The organism is Streptomyces sp. NPDC059201 (genome assembly GCF_042754585.1).
Taxonomy (GTDB): Bacteria; Actinomycetota; Actinomycetes; order Streptomycetales; family Streptomycetaceae; genus Streptomyces.
The window spans coordinates 441014-459919 of the sequence record NZ_JBHZBB010000007.1; the positions used below are offsets into that span (position 1 = coordinate 441014).

An 18906-nucleotide genomic window follows, 5' to 3' on the forward strand; every position below is an offset into this window, starting at 1 on the left:
CTCCACACGGCGGAGGGGTCAGCCCTTCAGGGCCGCCATCCACGCCTCGACCTCGTCGGAGCGGCGCGGCAGCTGGTCCGACAGGTTCCGGTTGCCGTCCTCGGTGACGAGGATGTCGTCCTCGATCCGGACGCCGATGCCGCGGTACTCCTCCGGCACGGTCAGGTCGTCGGCCTGGAAGTAGAGCCCCGGCTCGACGGTCAGGCACATGCCCGGCTCCAGCGTGGTGTCGACGTACGCCTCGGTGCGCGCGGCGGCGCAGTCGTGGACGTCCATGCCGAGCATGTGGCCGGTGCCGTGCAGGGTCCAGCGGCGCTGGAGGCCCAGCTCCAGGACGCGCTCGGCCGGGCCCTCGACGAGGCCCCACTCGACGAGCTTCTCGGCGAGCACGCGCTGGGCGGCGTCGTGGAAGTCGCGGTAGGCGGCGCCGGGCTTCACCGCGGCGATGCCCGCCTCCTGCGCCTCGTACACGGCGTCGTAGATCTTGCGCTGGATGTCCGTGTACCGGCCGTTGATCGGCAGGGTGCGGGTGACGTCGGCGGTGTACAGCTCGGTGGTCTCGACGCCGGCGTCCAGCAGGAGCAGGTCGCCGGAGCGGACCGCGCCGTCGTTGCGCACCCAGTGGAGGGTGCAGGCGTGCGGGCCGGCGGCGCAGATGGAGCCGTAGCCGACGTCGTTGCCCTCGACGCGGGCGCGCAGGAAGAAGGTGCCCTCGATGTAGCGCTCGCTGGTGGCCTCGGCCTTGTCGAGGACCTTCACGACGTCCTCGAAGCCGCGGGCGGTGGAGGCGCACGCCTTCTCCAGCTCGGCGATCTCGAAGTCGTCCTTGACCAGGCGGGCCTCGGAGAGGAAGACCCGCAGCTCCTCGTCGCGCTCGGCGGTCACCTTGTCGGTGAGGGCGGTCTCGATGCCGGCGTCGTGGCCGCGCACGGCGCGGACCGGGCCGGTGGCCTCGGTGAGGGCGGCGGCGAGCTCGCGCACGTCCTTCGCCGGGATGCCGAGCAGCTGCTCCGCCTCGGCGAGGGAGTGGCGGCGGCCGACCCACAGCTCGCCCATGCCGTCGAGCCAGAACTCGCCGTTCTCGCGGTCCGAGCGCGGGAGCAGGTAGATCGTGGCCTCGTGGCCGGTCTTCGTCGGCTCCAGGACGAGGACGCCGTCGTGCGTCTGGTCGCCGGTGAGGTACGCGTACTCGGTGGAGGCGCGGAAGCCGTACTCGGTGTCGTTCGACCGGGTCTTCAGGTTGCCGGCCGGGATCACCAGGCGCTCGCCCGGGAAGCGGGCGGAGAGCGCGGCGCGGCGCTCGGCGGTCCGGTCGGCCTGCGGGATCGGCGCGAGGCCGGTCAGCTCCGTGTCGGCCCAGCCGGACTTCATGTTCTCGGCGAGCTCGTCGGACACGCCCTGGTACAGGCCGTTCTTCCGCTGCTTGATCGGCTCTTCGGCCTCGTCCGGGGTCTCCGGCGTGAGCTCTTCGGCCACGGGTCTGCCTCCTCTTGGTACGACACTGAACCCCCTCCATCGTACGGTCGTACGGAAGGGGGCCCAGGGCAGGAGGACCTGTTACCGGGGGGTCACCCCGTGCGCTCAGTCGAATCGGGCGGCGAGCAGCACGACGTCCTCGCCCTCGGTCGCCGGGTCGAGCCCGTCCGGGAGCACGGTCCGCAGCACGTGGTCGGCGAGGGCGCCCGGGTCCTTCCGGTCCGCCGCGGGCACGCTCGCGGCGGCCGCGTGGAGCCGGGCGAAGGCCCGGTCGATGGGATCGCCGGTACGCCGCAGCAGCCCGTCCGTGTAGAGCAGCACCGTTTCTCCGGGCGCGGGCGACAGCTCGACGCTGGGCGCCTCCCAGCAGGAGAGCATCCCCAGCGGGGCGGAGAGCGAGGTCTCCACGTACTCGGTGCGGCGCTCGCCGATGAGCAGCGGCGGGGCGTGCCCGGCGCCGGCCAGGACGAGCCGGCGGCGGGCGGGCTCGGCGTAGGCGAAGAGGGCGGTGGCCGAGCGGGCCGGTTCGGTGAGCCGGAGCAGCAGCTCCAGGTCGGAGAGGACGGCGACCGGGTCCTCGCCCTCCATCACGGCGTACGCGCGCAGCGAGGCGCGCAGCCGGCCCATGGCGGCGAGCGCGCTCGGCCCGGTGCCGGAGACGGAGCCGACCGAGAGCCCGAGCGCGCCCTCGGGCAGCGGCAGCGCGTCGTACCAGTCGCCGCCGCCCCGGGGTCCGGTGCGGTGGCGGGCGGCGAGCCGGACCCCGGGGACGCGGGGGAGCCGGCTCGGGAGCAGCTCCTCGGCGACGGTGGCGACCTGGACGCGGGCCCGCTCGATCTGGAGGAGGCGGGCGAGGTGCTCGGTGGCGAAGCGGCCGTAGAGGCCGATGAGGTGGCGCTGGCGGTCGGTGGGCGCGGCCGGTTCGTCGTAGAGCCAGACGCCGGCGCCGATCCGGCCGGCCTCCTCGGTGGCGAGGGGGAGGGCGTAGCTGGCGGCGTAGCCGAGGCGGGCGGCGACCTCGCGGTGGCGGGGGTCGAGTCCCTCCTCGGTGCGCACGTCGTGGATGGCGATGGGTTCGGGGACGCGGGCGGGTCCGTGCGGGTCCGCCGGGTCGGGGAGCCCGTCGAGGAGGCGGCCGTAGCTGCTGGCGCCGCGGGGGACGGTCTCGATGGTGCCGAGGTCGGCGTGGGCGAGGCCGAGGCCGATGGTGGCGGTGGGGCCGAGGCCGTCGGCGGGTTCGAGGACGGCCATGCCGCGGCGGGCGCCCACGAGGGCGGCTCCCGCGCCGAGGACTTCGTGGAGGGCCTCGTCGAGGGTGGCGGTCCTGATGAGCCGCTCGGTGAATTCGTGGAGGGTGGTGAGGTCGGAGACCCAGCCGGCGAGGCGGTCCGTGATCAGTGCGCCGGGCGCGGGGGCCGCGTCGGCCGGGCCCGCGGCGGCGGGGACGCCCGCGAGGGGCGCCTTAGTGTGCGGTGGAGCGGGAACCGCTGAATCGATTCCGGCCACTTTCGCAAGGTGCTTCGGCAGCTGTGGGGAGCTCATCGCGGTCGGCTTTCCGACCGGTGCGTTTCACGCCATGGCATCGCAAACCCCCATGTCATTGGGCACCGCTCGATCTCTCCACATGTACACGCACCCGAGGAGCGATGTCCAGCATTGTCCCCGTGGGACTTGTGGTGTCCGGGTGGCGTTCCAGGAGGTCGTGCGCAGGGGTTGAAGTGGGCTGGAAGTTGGCTGAAAATTGCCCTCGGTGTGCACCATTTGCGGTCGACTGGCGTCGTTTGAAAGCGCGTCATTCTGAGCGTGTGGGGTACGTAATCGATGACAGGCAGGGGCAGTTGACAGCGCCCCGGGATCGAGAAGCGGAACCCCGGCGTCGTACGTGCCGCAGGCCGCAGCCCGTCCCCGCGTGGCGGGGATCGTGTTCTGAACCGGCTTCGACCTGACTGTGACCCGGCCCCGTTCCGGCCGGCCCCGCCCCCGAGCGGGGCGACGCACCGCCGACGCTGTACGCGCTGATACGCACGGTGAAGAGATCTGCACATGGTGTGATGTGGATTCGGCGTTCAACGGAAAGGAACGAGCGCTCATGCGCGAGATCCTCGGAAGGCGACGCAGGCTCCGGCTCCGGCGCAAGGCGAGGACCGCACGGCAGGACGCGGCGGTCACCTTCGCGGTCGAGTGGGACTGGCCCGTACTGCCGGGAGCGGGACTGACCGAGCCCGCCGCTACGACGAAGACCTCGGGCCGTGGCGGCCTGCGGGCGAAGCCCGGAACCGGTGGGGGCGGGCCGGTGTGCGCCTGCCCCGACGCCGGCTGCGTGGTCCCCGGCGCCCACCCCTTCGACCCCGGCCTCCTGGCCGCCACCACCGACGAGCGGATGATCCGCTCGTGGTGGACCCGGCGCCCGGACGCCCCGATCGTGCTGGCCACCGGCGGCCGCGCCCCGTGCGCGGTGAGCCTCCCGGCCCTCGCGGGCGCCCGCGCCCTGCGGGACCTCGACGCGATGGGCATGCGCCTCGGCCCGGTGGTGGCGACGCCGACCCGCTGGTCGATCCTGGTCGCCCCGTACGGCCTCGAACGGCTCGGCGAGCTGCTGTACGCGAAGGACAGCGTGCCCAGTTCGCTGCGCTTCCATGGAGAGGGCGGCTATCTGTTGCTGCCGCCGTCCACGGCCGGCACGGGACAGGTCCGCTGGGAGCGGGCACCGCTCGCCGGCTCGGCCCGACCGTGGCTGCCGGACGTGGAGGCGGTCGTCGACGCCCTGGTCGCGGCGAGCACGGCCACCCCGGGCGGCGGAAGCCGACTCGCGTACTGAGCGGACTGGCGGGGGCCACGGGCTGAGGGGGCCGTGCTTCGAGGGGCCCACGCGCGCGTGGCGGGTGGCTCGGTCGTATGTCGCCGTTCACCCGAACGGGTGTGTCCTGGGCCGACGCGCAAGGGAATCGGGCGCGCGGCCCGCCGGGCGCCCGTCCGGCGCCGGTAGGTTCGCCCCACCGCCCTTGATCGTTCCGCTCCCGGACCGGTCCCCGAACAGAGCAGGTGGGTCGCATGAGTCGGCTGAGCCCGGCGCAACTCCGCATGGCCGGCCTCGGCACCGCCGTCGTGCTCGCCGTCCTGGTCCCCTTCGCCGCGAAGGCCGGTCAGACGGACGACACGTCCTCCTCGTCGCCGCCTCCGACGACGGTGTCGGCACCGAAGCCGGTGGACGCGGAGGCGGGCGGCGACGGAGTGGCCGGGGAGCTGTTGAGCGACCTGGGGCTCGGCCGGGAGGCCCGTACCGAAGCGGGCGTCCGCCCCTCTCCGACGGCACCGGCGCCGGAGGAGCGCGCCGCGGTCCCCGCCAAGGCCCCGGCCGCCGCCACGGCCCCTGCCGGTGCACCCGAGCGGGTCAGCCGTTGTGGGCCCGAAGTCGCCTCTCCCGAGGGGGTCGAGGCGCAGACCTGTGTCCTCGCCGAGGGGCCGGACGTGTGGGCGCGGACGTACTACCGCAACGCCACCGGCCGGGAGATCGACGCGATTCTGACCCTCATGGCGCCCGCCGGCAGGACGGTGCAGGTGCGCTGCGCGGTGCCCGCGTGGGACGAGCCCGAGACCTGCGAGACGCCGAGGGAACCGGGGACGGGACCGGCCCGTTCGCACACGGCCGTGGCGGAATTCGCGGGGAAGGACGAGGGCGGCGATGCGCCGCTGCTGCTCCGGTCGGGCAGCAACACGGCCGACGACGAAGCGAGTTGAGAAGCGGCCCCGGCGCGAGGGCGGGGCGGGCATGGAAACGCCCGGTCGCTGGCGACGGGGGATGCACCAGCGACCGGGCTTCCAGAACGGTAACAAGAGATCTGCTGTTCGCAAATTCGATCTCGGTTATTCGGACAGGGATTTACCGCTCCGTAGGTTCCGCTGTGGCGGAAGTCACCGACTGGTCGGTCTGTCAGTCACCGATACCACCTGGGGTATCAGCTGAGAGTCACCTGACGGTTCGTGAGGCCGCCGCGCGCCCGGCGCTCCTCGGCGGTCAGCGGGGTGTCCACGGCGAGCGCCTCGGCCAGCCGCCCGGCGAACTCGGCGGCGGGCTTCTCGCACTCCTCGGCGGTCATCGCCGACGGCAGGTCCCACACCGGGACCATCAGGCCGTGGGCGCGGAAGGAGCCGACGAGACGGGTGTCCTGGCCGAGCGAGGTGGTGCCGGCGGCCTGGAGGCGGGCGAGCGCGTCGAGGAGCTTCTCCTCCGGGTACGGCATGACCCAGCGCAGGTGGTTCTTGTCCGGGGTCTCGCACCAGTAGGCGGCGTCGACCGAGTCCAGCTTCACCGTGGGGATCGCGGCGGCGTTGGCCCGCTCCAGGGAGGCGGCGACCTCGGGCTCGGCGCCGTCCGCCGACTGCGGGATCCAGAACTCGAAGCCGGTGTGGACCTCGGGCACGAACGGGGCGTCCGTGTCGAGCAGGTCCTGGAGGCGCGGGCCCTCGGGGTCGACGCGGCGCGGCGGCACCGGGTTGCCGGGCTCGGTCTCCAGCGCGCGCTGGAGCGTGTCGGCCAGATCGCGGGCCAGGTCGCCGGAGGTGCCGTCGTTCTGGAGGGCGAGGAGGACGGAGCCGTCGTCGCGGCGGAGCGCGGGCCAGGCCATCGGCAGGACCGTCGCGAGCGTCACCGACGGCACGCCCTCGGGCAGACCGCCCTTGAGGGTGAGCGGCACGGTGGCGGCGGGCACCAGCTCGCGCAGCGCGACCAGGTCGCACTCGCCGGGCAGGCCCTCGAAGGGGCGCTGGACGTGCTCGGTCACGGCGTGCGCGGCGGCCCGGCCGTGACACGCCTTGTAGCGGCGGCCCGAACCGCACGGGCACGGCTCGCGCGCGCCGACGACCGGGATCTCCCCGTTCGTGACCTGTGCCTGGCCGCTCTTGCCGGCCTTCGTCTGGGGGCGCTTCTTGGCCATGGTGTGGCTTTCTCCCGATCGCGGTGCTGTGTCGGGCGCGAGCCTAGCCGCCCGGACGCCCCCGGGAGCTCAGCCGTGCCACGACCACCCGACGACGCGCTCCGCCCGCCCGGCACCTGTCCGGAACCGTGCCGGGCCCGGGACGGGACGGGTACGAGTCGGGACGGGTACGCATCGGGTACGGGCTCCGCGGCGCGGGCGGCCGGGATCGGAGCCGTAACCGCCGAGTCCGGGCGCCGCCGGGCCGGGAGCCGGTGGCGTCCGTCCAGGCCGTCAGTCCAGATCGTCGTAGGCGTCGAGGAGGTCGAAGCCGGAGCCGCCGGCGCCGACCCGTGCCGCGAAGTCCTCGCGGCGGTGGCCCTCCGTGACGATCACCCAGACCGTGACCTCGCCCGCGGCGCTGTCGCGCACGCCCCAGTCCTGGGCCAGGGCACCGATGATGTTGAGCCCGCGTCCGCCGCGTGCCGTGACCGACGGTGTCGACGGGACGGGTCTCGTGGGACCGCCTCCGTCCGTCACCTCGACCGTGAGCCCGCCCGACGGATCCAGCCGCCAGGCCGCCAGCACGTCGCCTTCGCCCCGGTCGCCCCGGCCCAGCGGCCTGCCGTGCCGGCAGGCGTTGCTGAGCAGTTCGGACAGGATCAGGACCGCGTCGTCGACGACCGATTCCGACACCCCGCTGCGGTACAGCTCGTCCCGCATCCGGTGTCGCGCTTCCCCCACGCCCGCAGGGCCATGGGGTACGGCCATGCTCGACGACGTGGGCACCTTCTGTGCCACCACCAACGCCACCCCCGAGACCTCCTTCGCCCCACGCCACCGTGTGGATGCCCCGGCGACCGCGACCGGAAACCGCCTGTTCCGGGTGGGGTGGAGCACAAGTGACGATCGCGTACGCGCCGAACGCGCCGGTGCACACCCCGTGGCCGCCCCCTCGGGGGCGTCCGGGGGCGTGGCTCAGGTGCGCCCGAGGTGCTTGAGGACCTGCTTGGGGCGGTTGGTGATGATCGCGTCGACCCCGAGCCGCAGGCAGAGCTCGACGTCCTCCGGATCGTCCACCGTCCAGACGTGGACCTGGTGACCGGCCTTCTGGAGGCGCAGGATGACGGCCGGATGGTGACGGACGATCCGGATGGACGGCCCCGCCACGCGCGCGCCCGCGGGGAGCCGCCCGTCGCGCAGGCGAGGGGTGACGAACTGGGCGAGGGAGACCGTCGGGAGCGTCGGCGCCGCGGTGGAGATCCGGTGCAGGGAGCGGGCCGAGAAGCTCATGATCCGTACCGGGGACTCCTCGGCCGCCACGGGCGCGTGCAGGCCGAAACGCTTCAGGAGCGCGAGGAGCCGGTCCTCGACCTGGCCCGCCCAGCGGGTGGGGTGCTTGGTCTCGATGGCGAGCTCGACCCGCCGCCCGGCGTCGGAGACCAGCTCCAGGAGCCGTTCCAGGGTGAGGACCGAGGTGTACTCGGGGTCGCCCCAGTCGGGGCTCTCGCCCGGGCCGCCGGACTCCTGGTCTTCCTTGAACGCCTTCCAGGCGCCGAAGTCCAGCGCCGCGAGGTCGGCGAGTTCGAGCGCCGAGACGGCGCCGCGGCCGTTCGAGGTACGGTCGACACGGCGGTCGTGGACGCAGACGAGGTGTCCGTCGGCCGTGAGCCGTACGTCGCACTCCAGGGCGTCGGCGCCGTCCTCGATGGCTTTCACATAGGCGGCCAGGGTGTGTTCCGGCGCGTCCTCGGAGGCCCCTCGGTGGGCGACGACCTGGACGGGGCCGGGGTGCGGTTGCTGCCGTGCGTGGGTCACCGCGTCATGGTGCCATTGGCGGGGTGGCCCGGGCACATGAAACCTGTCCGTTCTGCCCGGTTATAAAGAATGGGGTGCGGACGCACAGCTCCGCCTTACCGTGGCCTGACGCCTGGTGGGAAAAGCTGTGTCCAGCACCCTGGAGCGAGTCACCGTCCCCGCGCTGTGAACGAGGAGAGCGAGCTGTGAGCACCGAGAACGAGGGCACCGAGGTTCCGGCGGACCCGACTGCCCCGTCCGCCCCCGCCACGCCTCCCGTCCCCGCCACGCCGCCCGCCGCGCCGAGCGGCGAGTCGGCGGCGCAGCCGGCCGGGACGCCCGCGTCGGAGGCCCCGACCCAGATCCAGCCGCCGATCGAGCCGCCGGTCCAGCCGCAGGTCCAGCCCACGGCGCAGCCCCCGGCCCCCTCCGTACCGCCGACTCCGGCTCCGGAGCCCGCCCCGGCACACGCCGCACACGCGCCCGCGCCCGCGCATGCTCCCGAGCCCGCCGTGGCGGGTGCCGGGGGCGGTGGCTGGCCGCCGGCGCCTCCGGCCGTACCGGCGTGGGGCCAGCCGGTCCCGGCGATGCCCGGGGACGCGGCCGCGGCCGCGCCGCGCAAGCGCACCGGCGGTCTCGTCGCGGCGGTCCTGGTGGCGGCGCTCGTCGCCGGTGGCATCGGTGGCGGCATCGGCTACTGGGCCGCCCAGCGCGAGGGCGGGGACAGGGCCTCGACGACGGTCTCCTCGGGCGAGGCGCCCGCCTCCTTCAAGAGGGAGCCGGGCACGGTCGCGGCGGTCGCCGCGAAGGCGCTGCCGAGCGTGGTCACCATCCAGGCCAAGTCGGGCGACGTGCAGGGCGAGGGCGGCACCGGCACCGGGTTCGTCTACGACCAGGAGGGCCACATCGTCACCAACAACCACGTGGTGGCGTCGGCGGCGGAGGGCGGCACGCTCTCCGTGACCTTCTCGGACGGCAGGTCGTACGACGCCGAGGTCGTCGGCCGGGCCGAGGGCTACGACGTGGCCGTGATCAAGCTGAAGGAGGCCCCGAAGGGGCTGAAGCCGCTGCCGCTGGGCGACTCCGACAAGGTGGCGGTCGGCGACTCGACGATCGCGATCGGCGCGCCCTTCGGCCTCTCCAACACGGTGACGACCGGCATCATCAGCGCCAAGAACCGCCCGGTGGCCTCGGGCGACGGCGGCGGCAGCAACTCGTACATGAGCGCCCTTCAGACGGACGCGTCGATCAACCCGGGCAACTCGGGCGGTCCGCTCCTGGACGCGGCCGGCGCGGTGATCGGCATCAACTCCGCGATCCAGTCCACCGGCGGCGGCTACGGCCAGTCCCAGGCGGGCTCCATCGGCCTCGGCTTCGCGATCCCGGTCAACCAGGCGAAGGTGGTGGCCGAGCAGCTGATCAAGACCGGCAAGCCGGTCTACCCGGTGATCGGCGCGACCGTGAACATGAACGACAAGGGCGAGGGCGCGAGGATCGCCGAGCAGGGCGCGGGCGGCACCGAGTCGGTGACCCCGAGCGGCCCCGCGGCCAAGGCGGGCCTGCGGCCCGGCGACGTGATCACGGGCTTCGGGGACCACCCGATCGACAGCGGCCCGTCCCTCATCAGCGAGATCTGGACCCACAAGCCCGGCGACTCGGTGAAGATCACCTACGAGCGCGACGGCAAGACCGCCACGACGACGGTCGTCCTCGGCGAGCGCACTGGCGACAGCTGACCACGCACACGACCACGCACACGACCACGCGCGCGTGCGGGACGCGCGCGTGGAGGGCGGGAACGGTGAGCGGGGACGGAGAGCGCGACGACGTCGGGCGCGCACGACCCGGTACGCTGTAGCCCGCTCCGTCCCAAGCGGTCCGGAGCAAGGGTGGGTTGCCCGAGCGGCCTAAGGGAACGGTCTTGAAAACCGTCGAGGCAGCGATGTCTCCGTGGGTTCAAATCCCACACCCACCGCGGTGAGCGAGAGCCTCCGGCCGGCGAGACCGGGCGGGGGCTCTCGGTCGTTCCTGGACGGTGTGGGAGTTGCGGGGAGGGCGCGTGGCCGGGGAGCGAGGGGTGTTCGTCCGGTTCCAGGGGGTGGTCAGGCATCCGCGGGGGCACTTTCCCGGGGTCTTCGTCCTCGCCAACGAGCTGGCGGCACAGGGCAGGTTGAGCGAGGAGCAGTACCGCTTCTGGCGGGCCGGGAACGACTGGTACGACGCCCACTACCCGAATCCGACGCACGTCGACCCCTCCGTGTACGACCCCGCCGTGCACCCCGGCGCGGTGGCCTGGTTCAAGGCGTCCGCGCACGAGCTCATCGCGCGCGTGGACGGGTATCTGGAGCTGCTCGCCGCCCATGGCGTCGAGTGCCGGCGCCTGGAGTCCTCGGATCCCGGCCGGATCCTCTACGAGGACGCCTACCAGGTGGTCGTGGCCGCCGCCGAGGAGCCGGCGGGCGCGTAGCGCGGGCGGGCCGTGGCGGGGCCGTGGCGGGATGATGGTCTGGGGCCGTGTGGCCGGTGTGGCGGAGACGGAGGGCTGTCGTGGTCAGGATCGTGCTCGTCCAGGGGGACATCACCGCCGAGGCGGTGGACGCGGTGGTCAACGCGGCGAACTCCTCCCTGCTCGGGGGCGGTGGCGTCGACGGGGCCATCCACCGGAAGGGCGGGCCGGAGATCCTCGCCGCCTGCCAGGACCTCCGCCGCTCGCACTACGGCAAGGGGCTGCCGACCGGGAAGGCGGTCGCGACCACGGCGGGGCGGCTGCCCGCGCGGCACGTGATCCACACCGTGGGCCCGGTCTGGTCGGCGGACGAGGACCGTTCCGCGCTGCTGGCCTCCTGCTACCGGGAGTCCCTCAGGGTGGCCGAGGAGGCGGGGGACCGTACGGTCGCCTTCCCGGCCGTCTCCACGGGGATCTACGGCTGGCCGATCGACGACGGCGCGCGGATCGCGGTCGAGGCGGTCCGGCGGGCCGGTGTGGAGGGCACGGGCGTCGAGGAGGTGCGGTTCGTGCTCTTCGACGCGACCGCGTACGCCGCCTTCGAGGCCGCGGTCGCCGCCGAGGGCTGAGCGGAGTTCTCGGCGGACTCGAAATTCTTTTCCTTTTTTCTGTTTGTGTTCGGGGTGGGGTGGCCTGCCCTCGCCCCGCTCCAGTCCGTTTTGCCGGGGGTTCTGGCGGAACGCTTCCTCCCTTGCGGCGCAACGGTTCGAGGGCTCTCCCGCCCTCGCCTTCCGCCGTGAGCTGGGGGTTTCTCGGCTACGAAGGGTTTATCGGCTTGTCCTCACGCTTGCGGGGGAATCGGACCCTCCGGTGTGGTTCGTCGGGGATTCGGTGGGCAATTCTGGATTCGCGACGTCGAGCAGAAAACGACCAGGGGGTCGGCCAACTTCCCTGGTCAGGGCCGGAGTTCACGGCCTTCCTTCAGTGATCAGCAATTCCGTGCACAGCAGACTGGCTTCAGTTCCCGGAGGAACAGACATGGCAAGCATCCGTACCGCCCGCATCGTCGCCGTCGCCGCCGCCCTGCCGCTCGCCGCAGCCCTCTTCGGCGGGGTGGCCCAGGCCGACAACGGCGGTTTCGCGGACGACGGATCGAACACGAGCGTCGCCACCATCATCGGCAGCGGCGTGGGTGGCGACAACAACGGCAACTCGACCACCACGCAGCAGGTGGCGACCGGCTCCGGTGCCTCCAACCAGAACAACACGGCGAGCGTGAACGGCTCCGCCTTCACCCACATCTCCCAGTCGAACAACGTCGTCAACTTCACCCCCTGGTGGTGACGGCACCACGGGGACGGCCCGAGGGGGCGTGACCGCGGTGTGAACGGCGGCCCGTGCGGCGGTACTTCGGTACCTCCGCACGGGCCGCCTCGCGTTTTCGCGAGGACGCCCCGCCGTTCCGGTGGAGAGTGCCTTGACAGGGCGACCGGATCTGACGGACAGTCAGAAACCTTCGTCCGTCCCCTCCGGGAGGCCGTCCCGTGCACCTCGCCCCGACCGAGCGGCAGCTCCGGCTGCGCGCCGAACTCCGCGCGTACTTCCGCGAGACGATGCCCGAGGGCCCGCCCCCGGCGACCGACGGCGCCGCCCAGCGCCGGTTGCTGCGGCGGATCGGCGCCGACGGGCTGCTGGGGCTCGGCTGGCCGGAGGAATACGGCGGCCAGGGGCGCGGCTCCGACGAGCAGTTCGTCTTCTTCGACGAGGCGTACCGGGCCGGCGCCCCCGTCTCGATGGTCACCCTCAACACCGTCGGCCCGACCCTCATGCGGTACGGCACCGAGGAGCAGAAGGCCGCCTTCCTGCCGCGGATCCTGCGCGGGGAGTGCGTCTTCGCCATCGGCTACAGCGAGCCCGAGGCGGGTACGGACCTGGCCTCGCTCCGTACCCGCGCGGTGCGCGACGGCGACTCCTGGGTCGTCGACGGGCAGAAGATCTTCACCTCCAACGCGCAGAACGCCGACTGGATCTGGCTCGCCTGCCGCACCGACCCCGAGGCGCCCCCGCACCAGGGCATCTCCATCCTCCTCGTCCCCACCGACGCCCCGGGCTTCTCCTGGACCCCGATCGAGACCGTCGGCGGGCTCACCACCACCGCGACCTACTACGACGGGATCCAGGTCCCGGCCGGGAACCTCGTCGGGGAGGAGAACGGCGGCTGGGGGCTGATCACCAACCAGCTCAACCACGAGCGGGTCGCGCTGGCCGCGATCGGCATGCAGGCGGAGGACTTCTTCGCCGCCGCCCTCGACCGCGCCCGCACACCCGATCCGGTGACCGGGCGGCGCCGGATTGACGAGCCGTGGGTGCGGATCCGAGCGGCCGAGGCGCATGCCCGGCTGGCGGCAACGCGCCTGCTCAACTGGCGTCTGGTGGGGGATGTGGGGGCCGGCCGGCTGACCCCCGGGGACGCCAGCGGCGTGAAGTTCGCGGGAACCGAATCGGCGGTGGAGGTGTATCGAATATGTCAGGAGATCGCGGGTGACGCGGGGACGGTGCGAGCGGGATCGCCGGGGGAGCGGGACGGCGGCGAGCTGGAGCGCATGAACCGCGCCGCCCAGATCAACACCTTCGGGGGAGGGGTGAGCGAGGTGCAGCGGGAGATCGTCGCGCGGGCACGGCTCGGTATGCGGGGAAGGGGACGGCGATGAGCGGGGAGGCACAGGGCGCGCCGCCGAGTACGGCGCGGGACGGGCTGTACGAGCGGCTGAAGGCGTACGAGGGGCGGCCGGCGGCCACCGCGGGGCGGGGCAAGGACGCGGTGAACCTGCCGATGATCCGGCACTGGTGCGAGGCGATGGGGGACGCGCACCCGGCGTACCGGGGGCCGGACGCGGTGGCGCCGCCGACCATGCTCCAGGCGTGGACGATGGGCGGCCTCTCCGGGCACGAGGACCGCTCGGAGGCGTACGGGGAGCTGCTCGGCCTCCTCGACGGGGCGGGGTACACCTCGGTGGTCGCCACCGACTGCGAGCAGGAGTACCTGCGGCCGCTCCGGCCCGGCGACGAGATCACCTTCGACGCCGTCGTCGAGTCCGTCTCGCCGCGCAAGACCACCAAGCTCGGCACCGGCCACTTCGTGACCACCCGGATGGACGTGCGGGCGGGCGGCGAGCTCGCCGGCACCCACCGCTTCCGCATCCTGAAGTACGCGCCCGCCGCGCGCCCCGCGAAGGCCCAGGACCGGCCCCGGCGGCCCCGGCCGGTGATCAACCGGGACAACGCCGGGTTCTGGGAGGGCGTCGCCGCGCACCGGCTGCTGATCCAGCGGTGCACGGAGTGCGGGACCCTCCGCTTCCCCTGGCTGCCGGGGTGCAACGACTGCGGGGCGCCGGAGTGGGACACCGTCGAGGCGAGCGGCGAGGGGAGCGTCTACTCGTACGTGGTCATGCACCATCCGCCCTTCCCCGCCTTCGACCCGCCCTACGCGGTCGGGCTGATCGAACTGGCCGAGGGCGTCCGGATCATCGGGAACGTGGTGGGGGTGCCGTACGACAAGGTGCGGATCGGGATGCCGGTCCGGCTGGAGTTCCAGCGGGTCGACGAGGAGCTGGAGCTGCCCGTCTTCCGCGCCGTGGACCGCGCGGTGGACGACCGGGACCTCGCGGAAGGGGAGCGCTGACATGGACTTCACGCCCACCGAGGAGCAGGAGGCCGCGCGCGAGCTGGCCGCCCGGATCCTCGGCGACCTCTCCACGCACGAGCGGCTCGCCGCCGCCGGCACCGGCACGGACGCCGAGCTGTGGAAGGCGCTGAGCGCGGCCGGACTGCCCGCGGCCGTCGAGGAGATCGGCCTGCTCGGCCTCGTCCTCCTCCTGGAGGAGCAGGGCCGGGTGACGGCCCAGGTGCCGCTCGCCGCGACCGGGGTGTACGGGATCCTCGCCGTCGCCCGGCACGGAACCGAGGAGCAGCGCGCCCGCCTCCTGCCGGGCCTGGGCGAGGGCACGGCCGTCGCGACCGGGGCCTTCCCGGCGACCGGGGCGGTCACGGCGCGGGACGGGCGGCTCACCGGGACCGTCGGCTGGGTGCCGTGGCTGCGGGACGCCACCCATGTGCTCGTCCCGGACGCGGACCGCGCCCTGTGGCTGGTGCGGACCGAGGACGCCGGGGTCGAGGCGGTCGAGCTGACCGCGCCCTGGTCGGCGGCGCGGCTGGTGCTCGACCGGACGCCCGCCGAGCGGCTCGGAGGCGGGGCGGAGGCGGCCGGGACGGGGGCGGCGGAGGTGGCCGAGGGGGCGTACGAGGACGTGCTCGCCGCCGCGCGGACCGCGTTCGCCGGACTCCAGGCGGGCGTCTGCGCCGGTTCGCTGGCGCGGGCCGTCGCGTACACCTCCGTACGGGAACAGTTCGGGCGGCCGCTCGCCACCCGACAGGCGGTACAACTGCGGGCAGCCGACGCCTACATGGACACCGAGTCCATCCGCGTCACCGCCTACGAGGCGGCCTGGCGGTCCGACGCGGGCCTCGACTGCGCCGGGGCGGCGCTGACCGCCGCCTGGTGGGCGTCCGAGGCGGGCAAGCGGGTCGTGCACAGCGGCCAGCACCTCCACGGCGGCATGGGCGCCGACCTCGACCACCCCGTCCACCGGCACTTCCTGTGGGGCCGCCAGCTCGACGCCTACCTGGGCGCCGGGACCGAACTCCTCGCCGAACTGGGCGACCTGCTCGCGAAGGGAGATCCGGCGTGAAGCGCATGGAGCGGGCGGAGGCGAGGGCCGGGGAGGTGCTGCCGCCGCTGGAGGTCCCGGTGACCCGGACGCTGATCGTGGCCGGGGCCGTCGCCTCCCGCGACTACCAGGACGTGCACCACGACGCCGAGGCCGCCCGGGAGAAGGGCTCCCCGGACGTCTTCATGAACATCCTCACCACCAATGGCCTCGTCGGCCGGTACGTCACCGACCACTTCGGCCCGCGCGCGGTGCTCCGCAAGGTCGCCATCCGGCTCGGCGCCCCCAACTACCCGGGCGACATCATGACGTTGACCGGCACCGTCACCGGCGTGACGGAGGGGCCCGACGGCGCCTTCACCGCGCTCGTCCGCGTCGTCGGGGCCAACGGGCTGGGCCACCACGTCACCGGCACCGTCACCGTGGAGGTGACCCGATGAGCCTGCGCCACCCCGACGCCCTCGGCGGGCGGGCCGCCATCGCCGGGATCGGCGCGACCGAGTTCTCCAAGGACTCCGGCCGCAGCGAACTCTCCCTCGCCGTCGAGGCGGTGCGCGCGGCCCTCGACGACGCCGGGCTCACGCCCGGGGACGTGGACGGGCTCGTCACCTTCACCATGGACACCAACCCGGAGATCACCGTCGCGCAGGCGGCCGGCATCGGCGAGCTGTCCTTCTTCTCCCGCGTCCACTACGGCGGCGGGGCCGCCTGCGCCACCGTCCAGCAGGCCGCGCTCGCCGTCGCCGCGGGCGTCGCCGAGGTCGTCGTCTGCTACCGGGCCTTCAACGAGCGGTCCGGGCGCCGCTTCGGCTCCGGCGTGCAGCAGCGGGAGCCGTCCGCCGAGGGCGCCGCGCTCGGCTGGCAGCTGCCCTTCGGGCTGCTCACCCCCGCCTCCTGGGTCGCCATGGCCGCCCAGCGCTATCTGCACACCTACGGGCTCACGCCGGACGTCTTCGGGCACGTCGCCGTCACCGACCGCAGGCACGCGGCGAACAACCCCGCCGCCTACTTCCACGGCAAGCCGATCACCCTCGCCGACCACGCGGCCTCCCGCTGGATCGCGGAGCCGCTCCGCCTGCTCGACTGCTGCCAGGAGACCGACGGCGGCCAGGCGATCGTCGTCACCACGCCCGAGCGCGCCCGCGACCTGCGGCATCCGCCCGCCGTCGTCCTCGCGGCGGCCCAGGGCGCGGGGCGCAAGCAGGAGGCCATGACCAGCTTCTACCGGGACGGGCTGACCGGGCTGCCCGAGATGGGGGTCGTCGCGCGACAGCTATGGCAGACCTCGGGACTCCGCCCGGCCGACATCGACGTGGGCATCCTCTACGACCACTTCACCCCGTTCGTGCTCATGCAGCTGGAGGAGTTCGGCTTCTGCGGGCCGGGCGAGGGCGGGGACTTCGTCGCGGCGGACGCGCTGCCGCTCAACACCCACGGAGGCCAGCTCGGCGAGGCGTACCTCCACGGCATGAACGGCATCGCGGAGGCGGTCCGGCAACTGCGGGGCACCTCCGTGAACCAGATACCCGGCGCGGCCCGCGCCCTGGTCACCGCCGGCACCGGCGTACCGACCTCGGGCCTGGTCCTGGGGACGGACACCTGACGGGCGGGAGGACGGACGGGAGGACGGGTGGGAGGACGGACGGGAAGACGGGAGGGAGGGGGAAACGGAGGGTTCGGTTCCCATGGGTGACCCTGACCCCGGGGTGACGGGGGCTCCACCCAGAGGAGGTGCGGGCACCCCGGGGACTCCGACCTGAGGGGGAGCCCGGTTCGGGACCTGGGGCCGATCCGCGCGGTACCCCGCCGCTCCTAGCGTGGAGTCATGACTCCGCCACCCCTTGGCCCCGTCTGCGCCGGCGCCTCGACGGTCGCCACCCGGCCCGTACAGCGCCAGAGCCCGCGCCCGTTCGCGTACCCCTCGTTCTCCTCGTTCGTGAGTGCGCGGGGGCCGCTGCTGCTGCGCACCGCCCGCTCGCTCACCGCGAACCCGAGCGATGCGGAGGACCTGCTCCAGACCGCGCTCACCAAGACCTTCGTGGCCTGGGAGCGGATCGAGGACCACCGGGCCCTCGACGGGTACGTGCGCCGGGCGCTGGTCAACACCCGCACCTCGCAGTGGCGCAAGCGCAAGGTCGAGGAGTTCGTCTGCGACGAGCTGCCCGAGCCCGCCGGACTGCCCGAGCCGGACCCGGCCGAGCGCCAGGTTCTCCACGACGCCATGTGGCGCGCCGTGATGAAGCTGCCCGAGCGGCAGCGGCAGATGGTCGTGCTGCGGTACTACGAGGACCTCAGCGAGGCCCAGACCGCCGAGGTGCTCGGGGTCTCCGTCGGCACGGTCAAGAGCGCGGTCTCCCGCGCCCTGGGCCGCCTCCGCGAGGACCCGGAACTGACCGCGGGCGTCGCCGCCTGACCCCGGCCGACCGCCGGACGGGTGAGGCGCCGGCTCCCGCCGGGTGAGGCACGCGGCTCCTGCCTGGTGCCGCGCCCTGCTCCGACCCGGCCCCGCGCCCGGCTCCGACCCGGCCCCGCGCCCGGCTCCGACCCGGCCCCGCGCCCGGTGCCCCGGTGAGGGCGCGGTGCCGTCCCGCCCGGTGCCCCGGTGAGGGCGCGGTGCCGTCACCCGGGGCTCATCGTTGACATCTGCCAGTGATCACTGGCAATTTCAGTACTCCCGGGTAGTGACATACCGCGCGGTACGTGCGCAGAATCTGCACATCCTTACTGCCACGTAGCGCCCACCGGGAGGACGCCCCGTGTACAGCACCATGCAGGACGTACAGCTCACCATCAGCCGGATCCTCGAGCACGGCCGGCGGGTCCACGGCGGGTCCACCGTCACGACCTGGACCGGTGAGCCGGAGCCGCAGCGCCGTACCTACGCCGAGATCGGCGACCGCGCCGCCCAGCTCGCCAACGCGCTCCGCGACGAGCTGGGCGTCCAGCCGGGCGAGCCGGTGGCGACGCTCATGTGGAACAACGCCGAGCACGTCGAGGCGTACTTCGCCCTGCCGTCCATGGGCGCCGTCCTGCACACCCTCAACCTGCGGCTTCCCCCCGAGCAGCTGGTCTTCATCGTCAACCACGCCGCCGACCGGGTCGTCCTCGTCAACGGCTCGCTGCTCCCCCTCCTCGCCCCGCTCCTGCCGCACCTGCCGACGGTCGAGCACGTCGTCGTCGCCGGTCCCGGCGACCTCTCCCTCCTGGAGGGCGCCGCCCCGCGCGTCCACGCGTACGAGGAGCTGATCGCCGGCCGTCCGGCCACGTACGACTGGCCCGAGCTGGACGAGCGCACGGCCGCCGCCATGTGCTACACCTCCGGCACCACCGGCGACCCCAAGGGCGTCGTCTACTCCCACCGGTCGATCTACCTGCACTCCATGCAGGTGAACATGGCCGAGTCGATGGCCCTCACCGACCGGGACACGACCCTGGTCGTGGTCCCGCAGTTCCACGACAGTGAACCTAAAGGGGTACGACCACCATCGGTGGTCGTACGAGAACGGCCCCGGTACCTACCTCAGGTACCGGGGCCGTTCCATGTGGC

Annotated in this window: 18 protein-coding genes and 1 tRNA gene; 14 read left to right on the plus strand and 5 right to left on the minus strand. The window is 73.5% G+C overall.

The window, feature by feature from the left end; all coding sequences use genetic code 11:
• Window positions 1-18: 18 nt before the first annotated feature.
• Window positions 19-1476: an aminopeptidase P family protein gene (locus ACFXMG_RS24370; protein WP_383814223.1), complete on the minus strand. Its 1458-nt coding sequence runs from the start codon at window positions 1474-1476 to the stop codon at window positions 19-21.
• Window positions 1477-1581: 105 nt separating this feature from the next.
• Window positions 1582-2982, minus strand: a complete 1401-nt coding sequence (locus ACFXMG_RS24375; RefSeq protein ID WP_383814221.1) for a PP2C family protein-serine/threonine phosphatase — start codon at window positions 2980-2982, stop codon at window positions 1582-1584.
• 583 nt (window positions 2983-3565) lie between these two features.
• Between ACFXMG_RS24375 and ACFXMG_RS24380 the strand changes: the two genes are divergently transcribed.
• Together ACFXMG_RS24380 and ACFXMG_RS24385 are read left to right on the plus strand one after the other, a co-directional pair.
• Window positions 3566-4294, plus strand: coding sequence for a bifunctional DNA primase/polymerase (locus ACFXMG_RS24380; protein ID WP_383814219.1), 729 nt, complete (start codon window positions 3566-3568; stop codon window positions 4292-4294).
• A 233-nt stretch (window positions 4295-4527) separates the two neighbouring features.
• On the plus strand, window positions 4528-5214 hold the full coding sequence (locus tag ACFXMG_RS24385; protein ID WP_383814217.1) for a hypothetical protein: 687 nt from the start codon (window positions 4528-4530) through the stop codon (window positions 5212-5214).
• 218 nt (window positions 5215-5432) lie between these two features.
• Here ACFXMG_RS24385 and ACFXMG_RS24390 read toward each other — a convergent pair whose 3' ends face one another.
• The 3 genes from ACFXMG_RS24390 to ACFXMG_RS24400 form a co-directional block, all read right to left on the minus strand.
• Entirely contained in the window at window positions 5433-6410 is a 978-nt protein-coding gene (locus tag ACFXMG_RS24390) for a DUF5926 family protein (RefSeq protein ID WP_383814215.1), read from the minus strand.
• Window positions 6411-6683: 273 nt separating this feature from the next.
• On the minus strand, window positions 6684-7289 hold the full coding sequence (locus ACFXMG_RS24395; protein WP_383814213.1) for an ATP-binding protein: 606 nt from the start codon (window positions 7287-7289) through the stop codon (window positions 6684-6686).
• A 78-nt stretch (window positions 7290-7367) separates the two neighbouring features.
• Entirely contained in the window at window positions 7368-8207 is an 840-nt protein-coding gene (locus ACFXMG_RS24400; protein ID WP_383814211.1) for a glycerophosphodiester phosphodiesterase, read from the minus strand.
• Window positions 8208-8392: 185 nt separating this feature from the next.
• On the opposite strand from ACFXMG_RS24400, the gene ACFXMG_RS24405 reads away from it, so the two are divergent.
• The 12 genes from ACFXMG_RS24405 to ACFXMG_RS24460 all read left to right on the plus strand — a co-directional run.
• On the plus strand, window positions 8393-9922 hold the full coding sequence (locus ACFXMG_RS24405) for a S1C family serine protease (RefSeq protein ID WP_383814209.1): 1530 nt from the start codon (window positions 8393-8395) through the stop codon (window positions 9920-9922).
• Between the two features lie 152 nt (window positions 9923-10074).
• A tRNA-Ser gene (locus tag ACFXMG_RS24410) sits at window positions 10075-10161 on the plus strand.
• 84 nt (window positions 10162-10245) lie between these two features.
• On the plus strand, window positions 10246-10653 hold the full coding sequence (locus ACFXMG_RS24415; protein ID WP_383814207.1) for a hypothetical protein: 408 nt from the start codon (window positions 10246-10248) through the stop codon (window positions 10651-10653).
• 80 nt (window positions 10654-10733) lie between these two features.
• Entirely contained in the window at window positions 10734-11261 is a 528-nt protein-coding gene (locus tag ACFXMG_RS24420) for an O-acetyl-ADP-ribose deacetylase (protein ID WP_383814205.1), read from the plus strand.
• 409 nt (window positions 11262-11670) lie between these two features.
• Entirely contained in the window at window positions 11671-11976 is a 306-nt protein-coding gene (locus ACFXMG_RS24425; RefSeq protein ID WP_383814203.1) for a hypothetical protein, read from the plus strand.
• 200 nt (window positions 11977-12176) lie between these two features.
• The gene (locus ACFXMG_RS24430) at window positions 12177-13343 is read left to right on the plus strand and encodes an acyl-CoA dehydrogenase family protein (RefSeq protein WP_383814201.1); all 1167 of its coding nucleotides are present in this window, start codon (window positions 12177-12179) and stop codon (window positions 13341-13343) included.
• A complete protein-coding gene (locus tag ACFXMG_RS24435; RefSeq protein WP_383814199.1) occupies window positions 13340-14314 on the plus strand; it encodes a bifunctional MaoC family dehydratase N-terminal/OB-fold nucleic acid binding domain-containing protein in 975 nt (324 codons plus the stop codon). The genes ACFXMG_RS24430 and ACFXMG_RS24435 overlap by 4 nt, the downstream gene beginning before the upstream one ends.
• 1 nt (window position 14315) lies before the next feature.
• Window positions 14316-15380, plus strand: a complete 1065-nt coding sequence (locus tag ACFXMG_RS24440) for an acyl-CoA dehydrogenase family protein (RefSeq protein ID WP_383814198.1) — start codon at window positions 14316-14318, stop codon at window positions 15378-15380.
• A 5-nt stretch (window positions 15381-15385) separates the two neighbouring features.
• Window positions 15386-15799, plus strand: a complete 414-nt coding sequence (locus ACFXMG_RS24445; RefSeq protein ID WP_383814549.1) for a MaoC/PaaZ C-terminal domain-containing protein — start codon at window positions 15386-15388, stop codon at window positions 15797-15799.
• Complete coding sequence (locus ACFXMG_RS24450; RefSeq protein WP_383814197.1) at window positions 15796-16962, plus strand: lipid-transfer protein; 1167 nt, start codon at window positions 15796-15798, stop codon at window positions 16960-16962. The genes ACFXMG_RS24445 and ACFXMG_RS24450 overlap by 4 nt, the downstream gene beginning before the upstream one ends.
• A gap of 222 nt (window positions 16963-17184) precedes the next feature.
• Complete coding sequence (locus ACFXMG_RS24455) at window positions 17185-17772, plus strand: SigE family RNA polymerase sigma factor (protein WP_383814195.1); 588 nt, start codon at window positions 17185-17187, stop codon at window positions 17770-17772.
• Between the two features lie 343 nt (window positions 17773-18115).
• On the plus strand, window positions 18116-18906 hold a 791-nt coding region (locus tag ACFXMG_RS24460), incomplete at its 3' end, for an AMP-binding protein (RefSeq protein ID WP_384902131.1).

Excerpts from the sequence above, each read along its gene's own strand:
- ACFXMG_RS24380 (WP_383814219.1), top strand. The coding sequence starts at position 3,566 with ATGCGCGAGATCCTCGGAAGGCGACGCAGGCTCCGGCTCCGGCGCAAG.
- ACFXMG_RS24385 (WP_383814217.1), top strand. The coding sequence starts at position 4,528 with ATGAGTCGGCTGAGCCCGGCGCAACTCCGCATGGCCGGCCTCGGCACC.
- ACFXMG_RS24390 (WP_383814215.1), bottom strand. The coding sequence starts at position 6,410 with ATGGCCAAGAAGCGCCCCCAGACGAAGGCCGGCAAGAGCGGCCAGGCA.
- ACFXMG_RS24425 (WP_383814203.1), top strand. The coding sequence starts at position 11,671 with ATGGCAAGCATCCGTACCGCCCGCATCGTCGCCGTCGCCGCCGCCCTG.
- ACFXMG_RS24435 (WP_383814199.1), top strand. The coding sequence starts at position 13,340 with ATGAGCGGGGAGGCACAGGGCGCGCCGCCGAGTACGGCGCGGGACGGG.
- ACFXMG_RS24440 (WP_383814198.1), top strand. The coding sequence starts at position 14,316 with ATGGACTTCACGCCCACCGAGGAGCAGGAGGCCGCGCGCGAGCTGGCC.
- ACFXMG_RS24445 (WP_383814549.1), top strand. The coding sequence starts at position 15,386 with ATGGAGCGGGCGGAGGCGAGGGCCGGGGAGGTGCTGCCGCCGCTGGAG.
- ACFXMG_RS24450 (WP_383814197.1), top strand. The coding sequence starts at position 15,796 with ATGAGCCTGCGCCACCCCGACGCCCTCGGCGGGCGGGCCGCCATCGCC.
- ACFXMG_RS24455 (WP_383814195.1), top strand. The coding sequence starts at position 17,185 with ATGACTCCGCCACCCCTTGGCCCCGTCTGCGCCGGCGCCTCGACGGTC.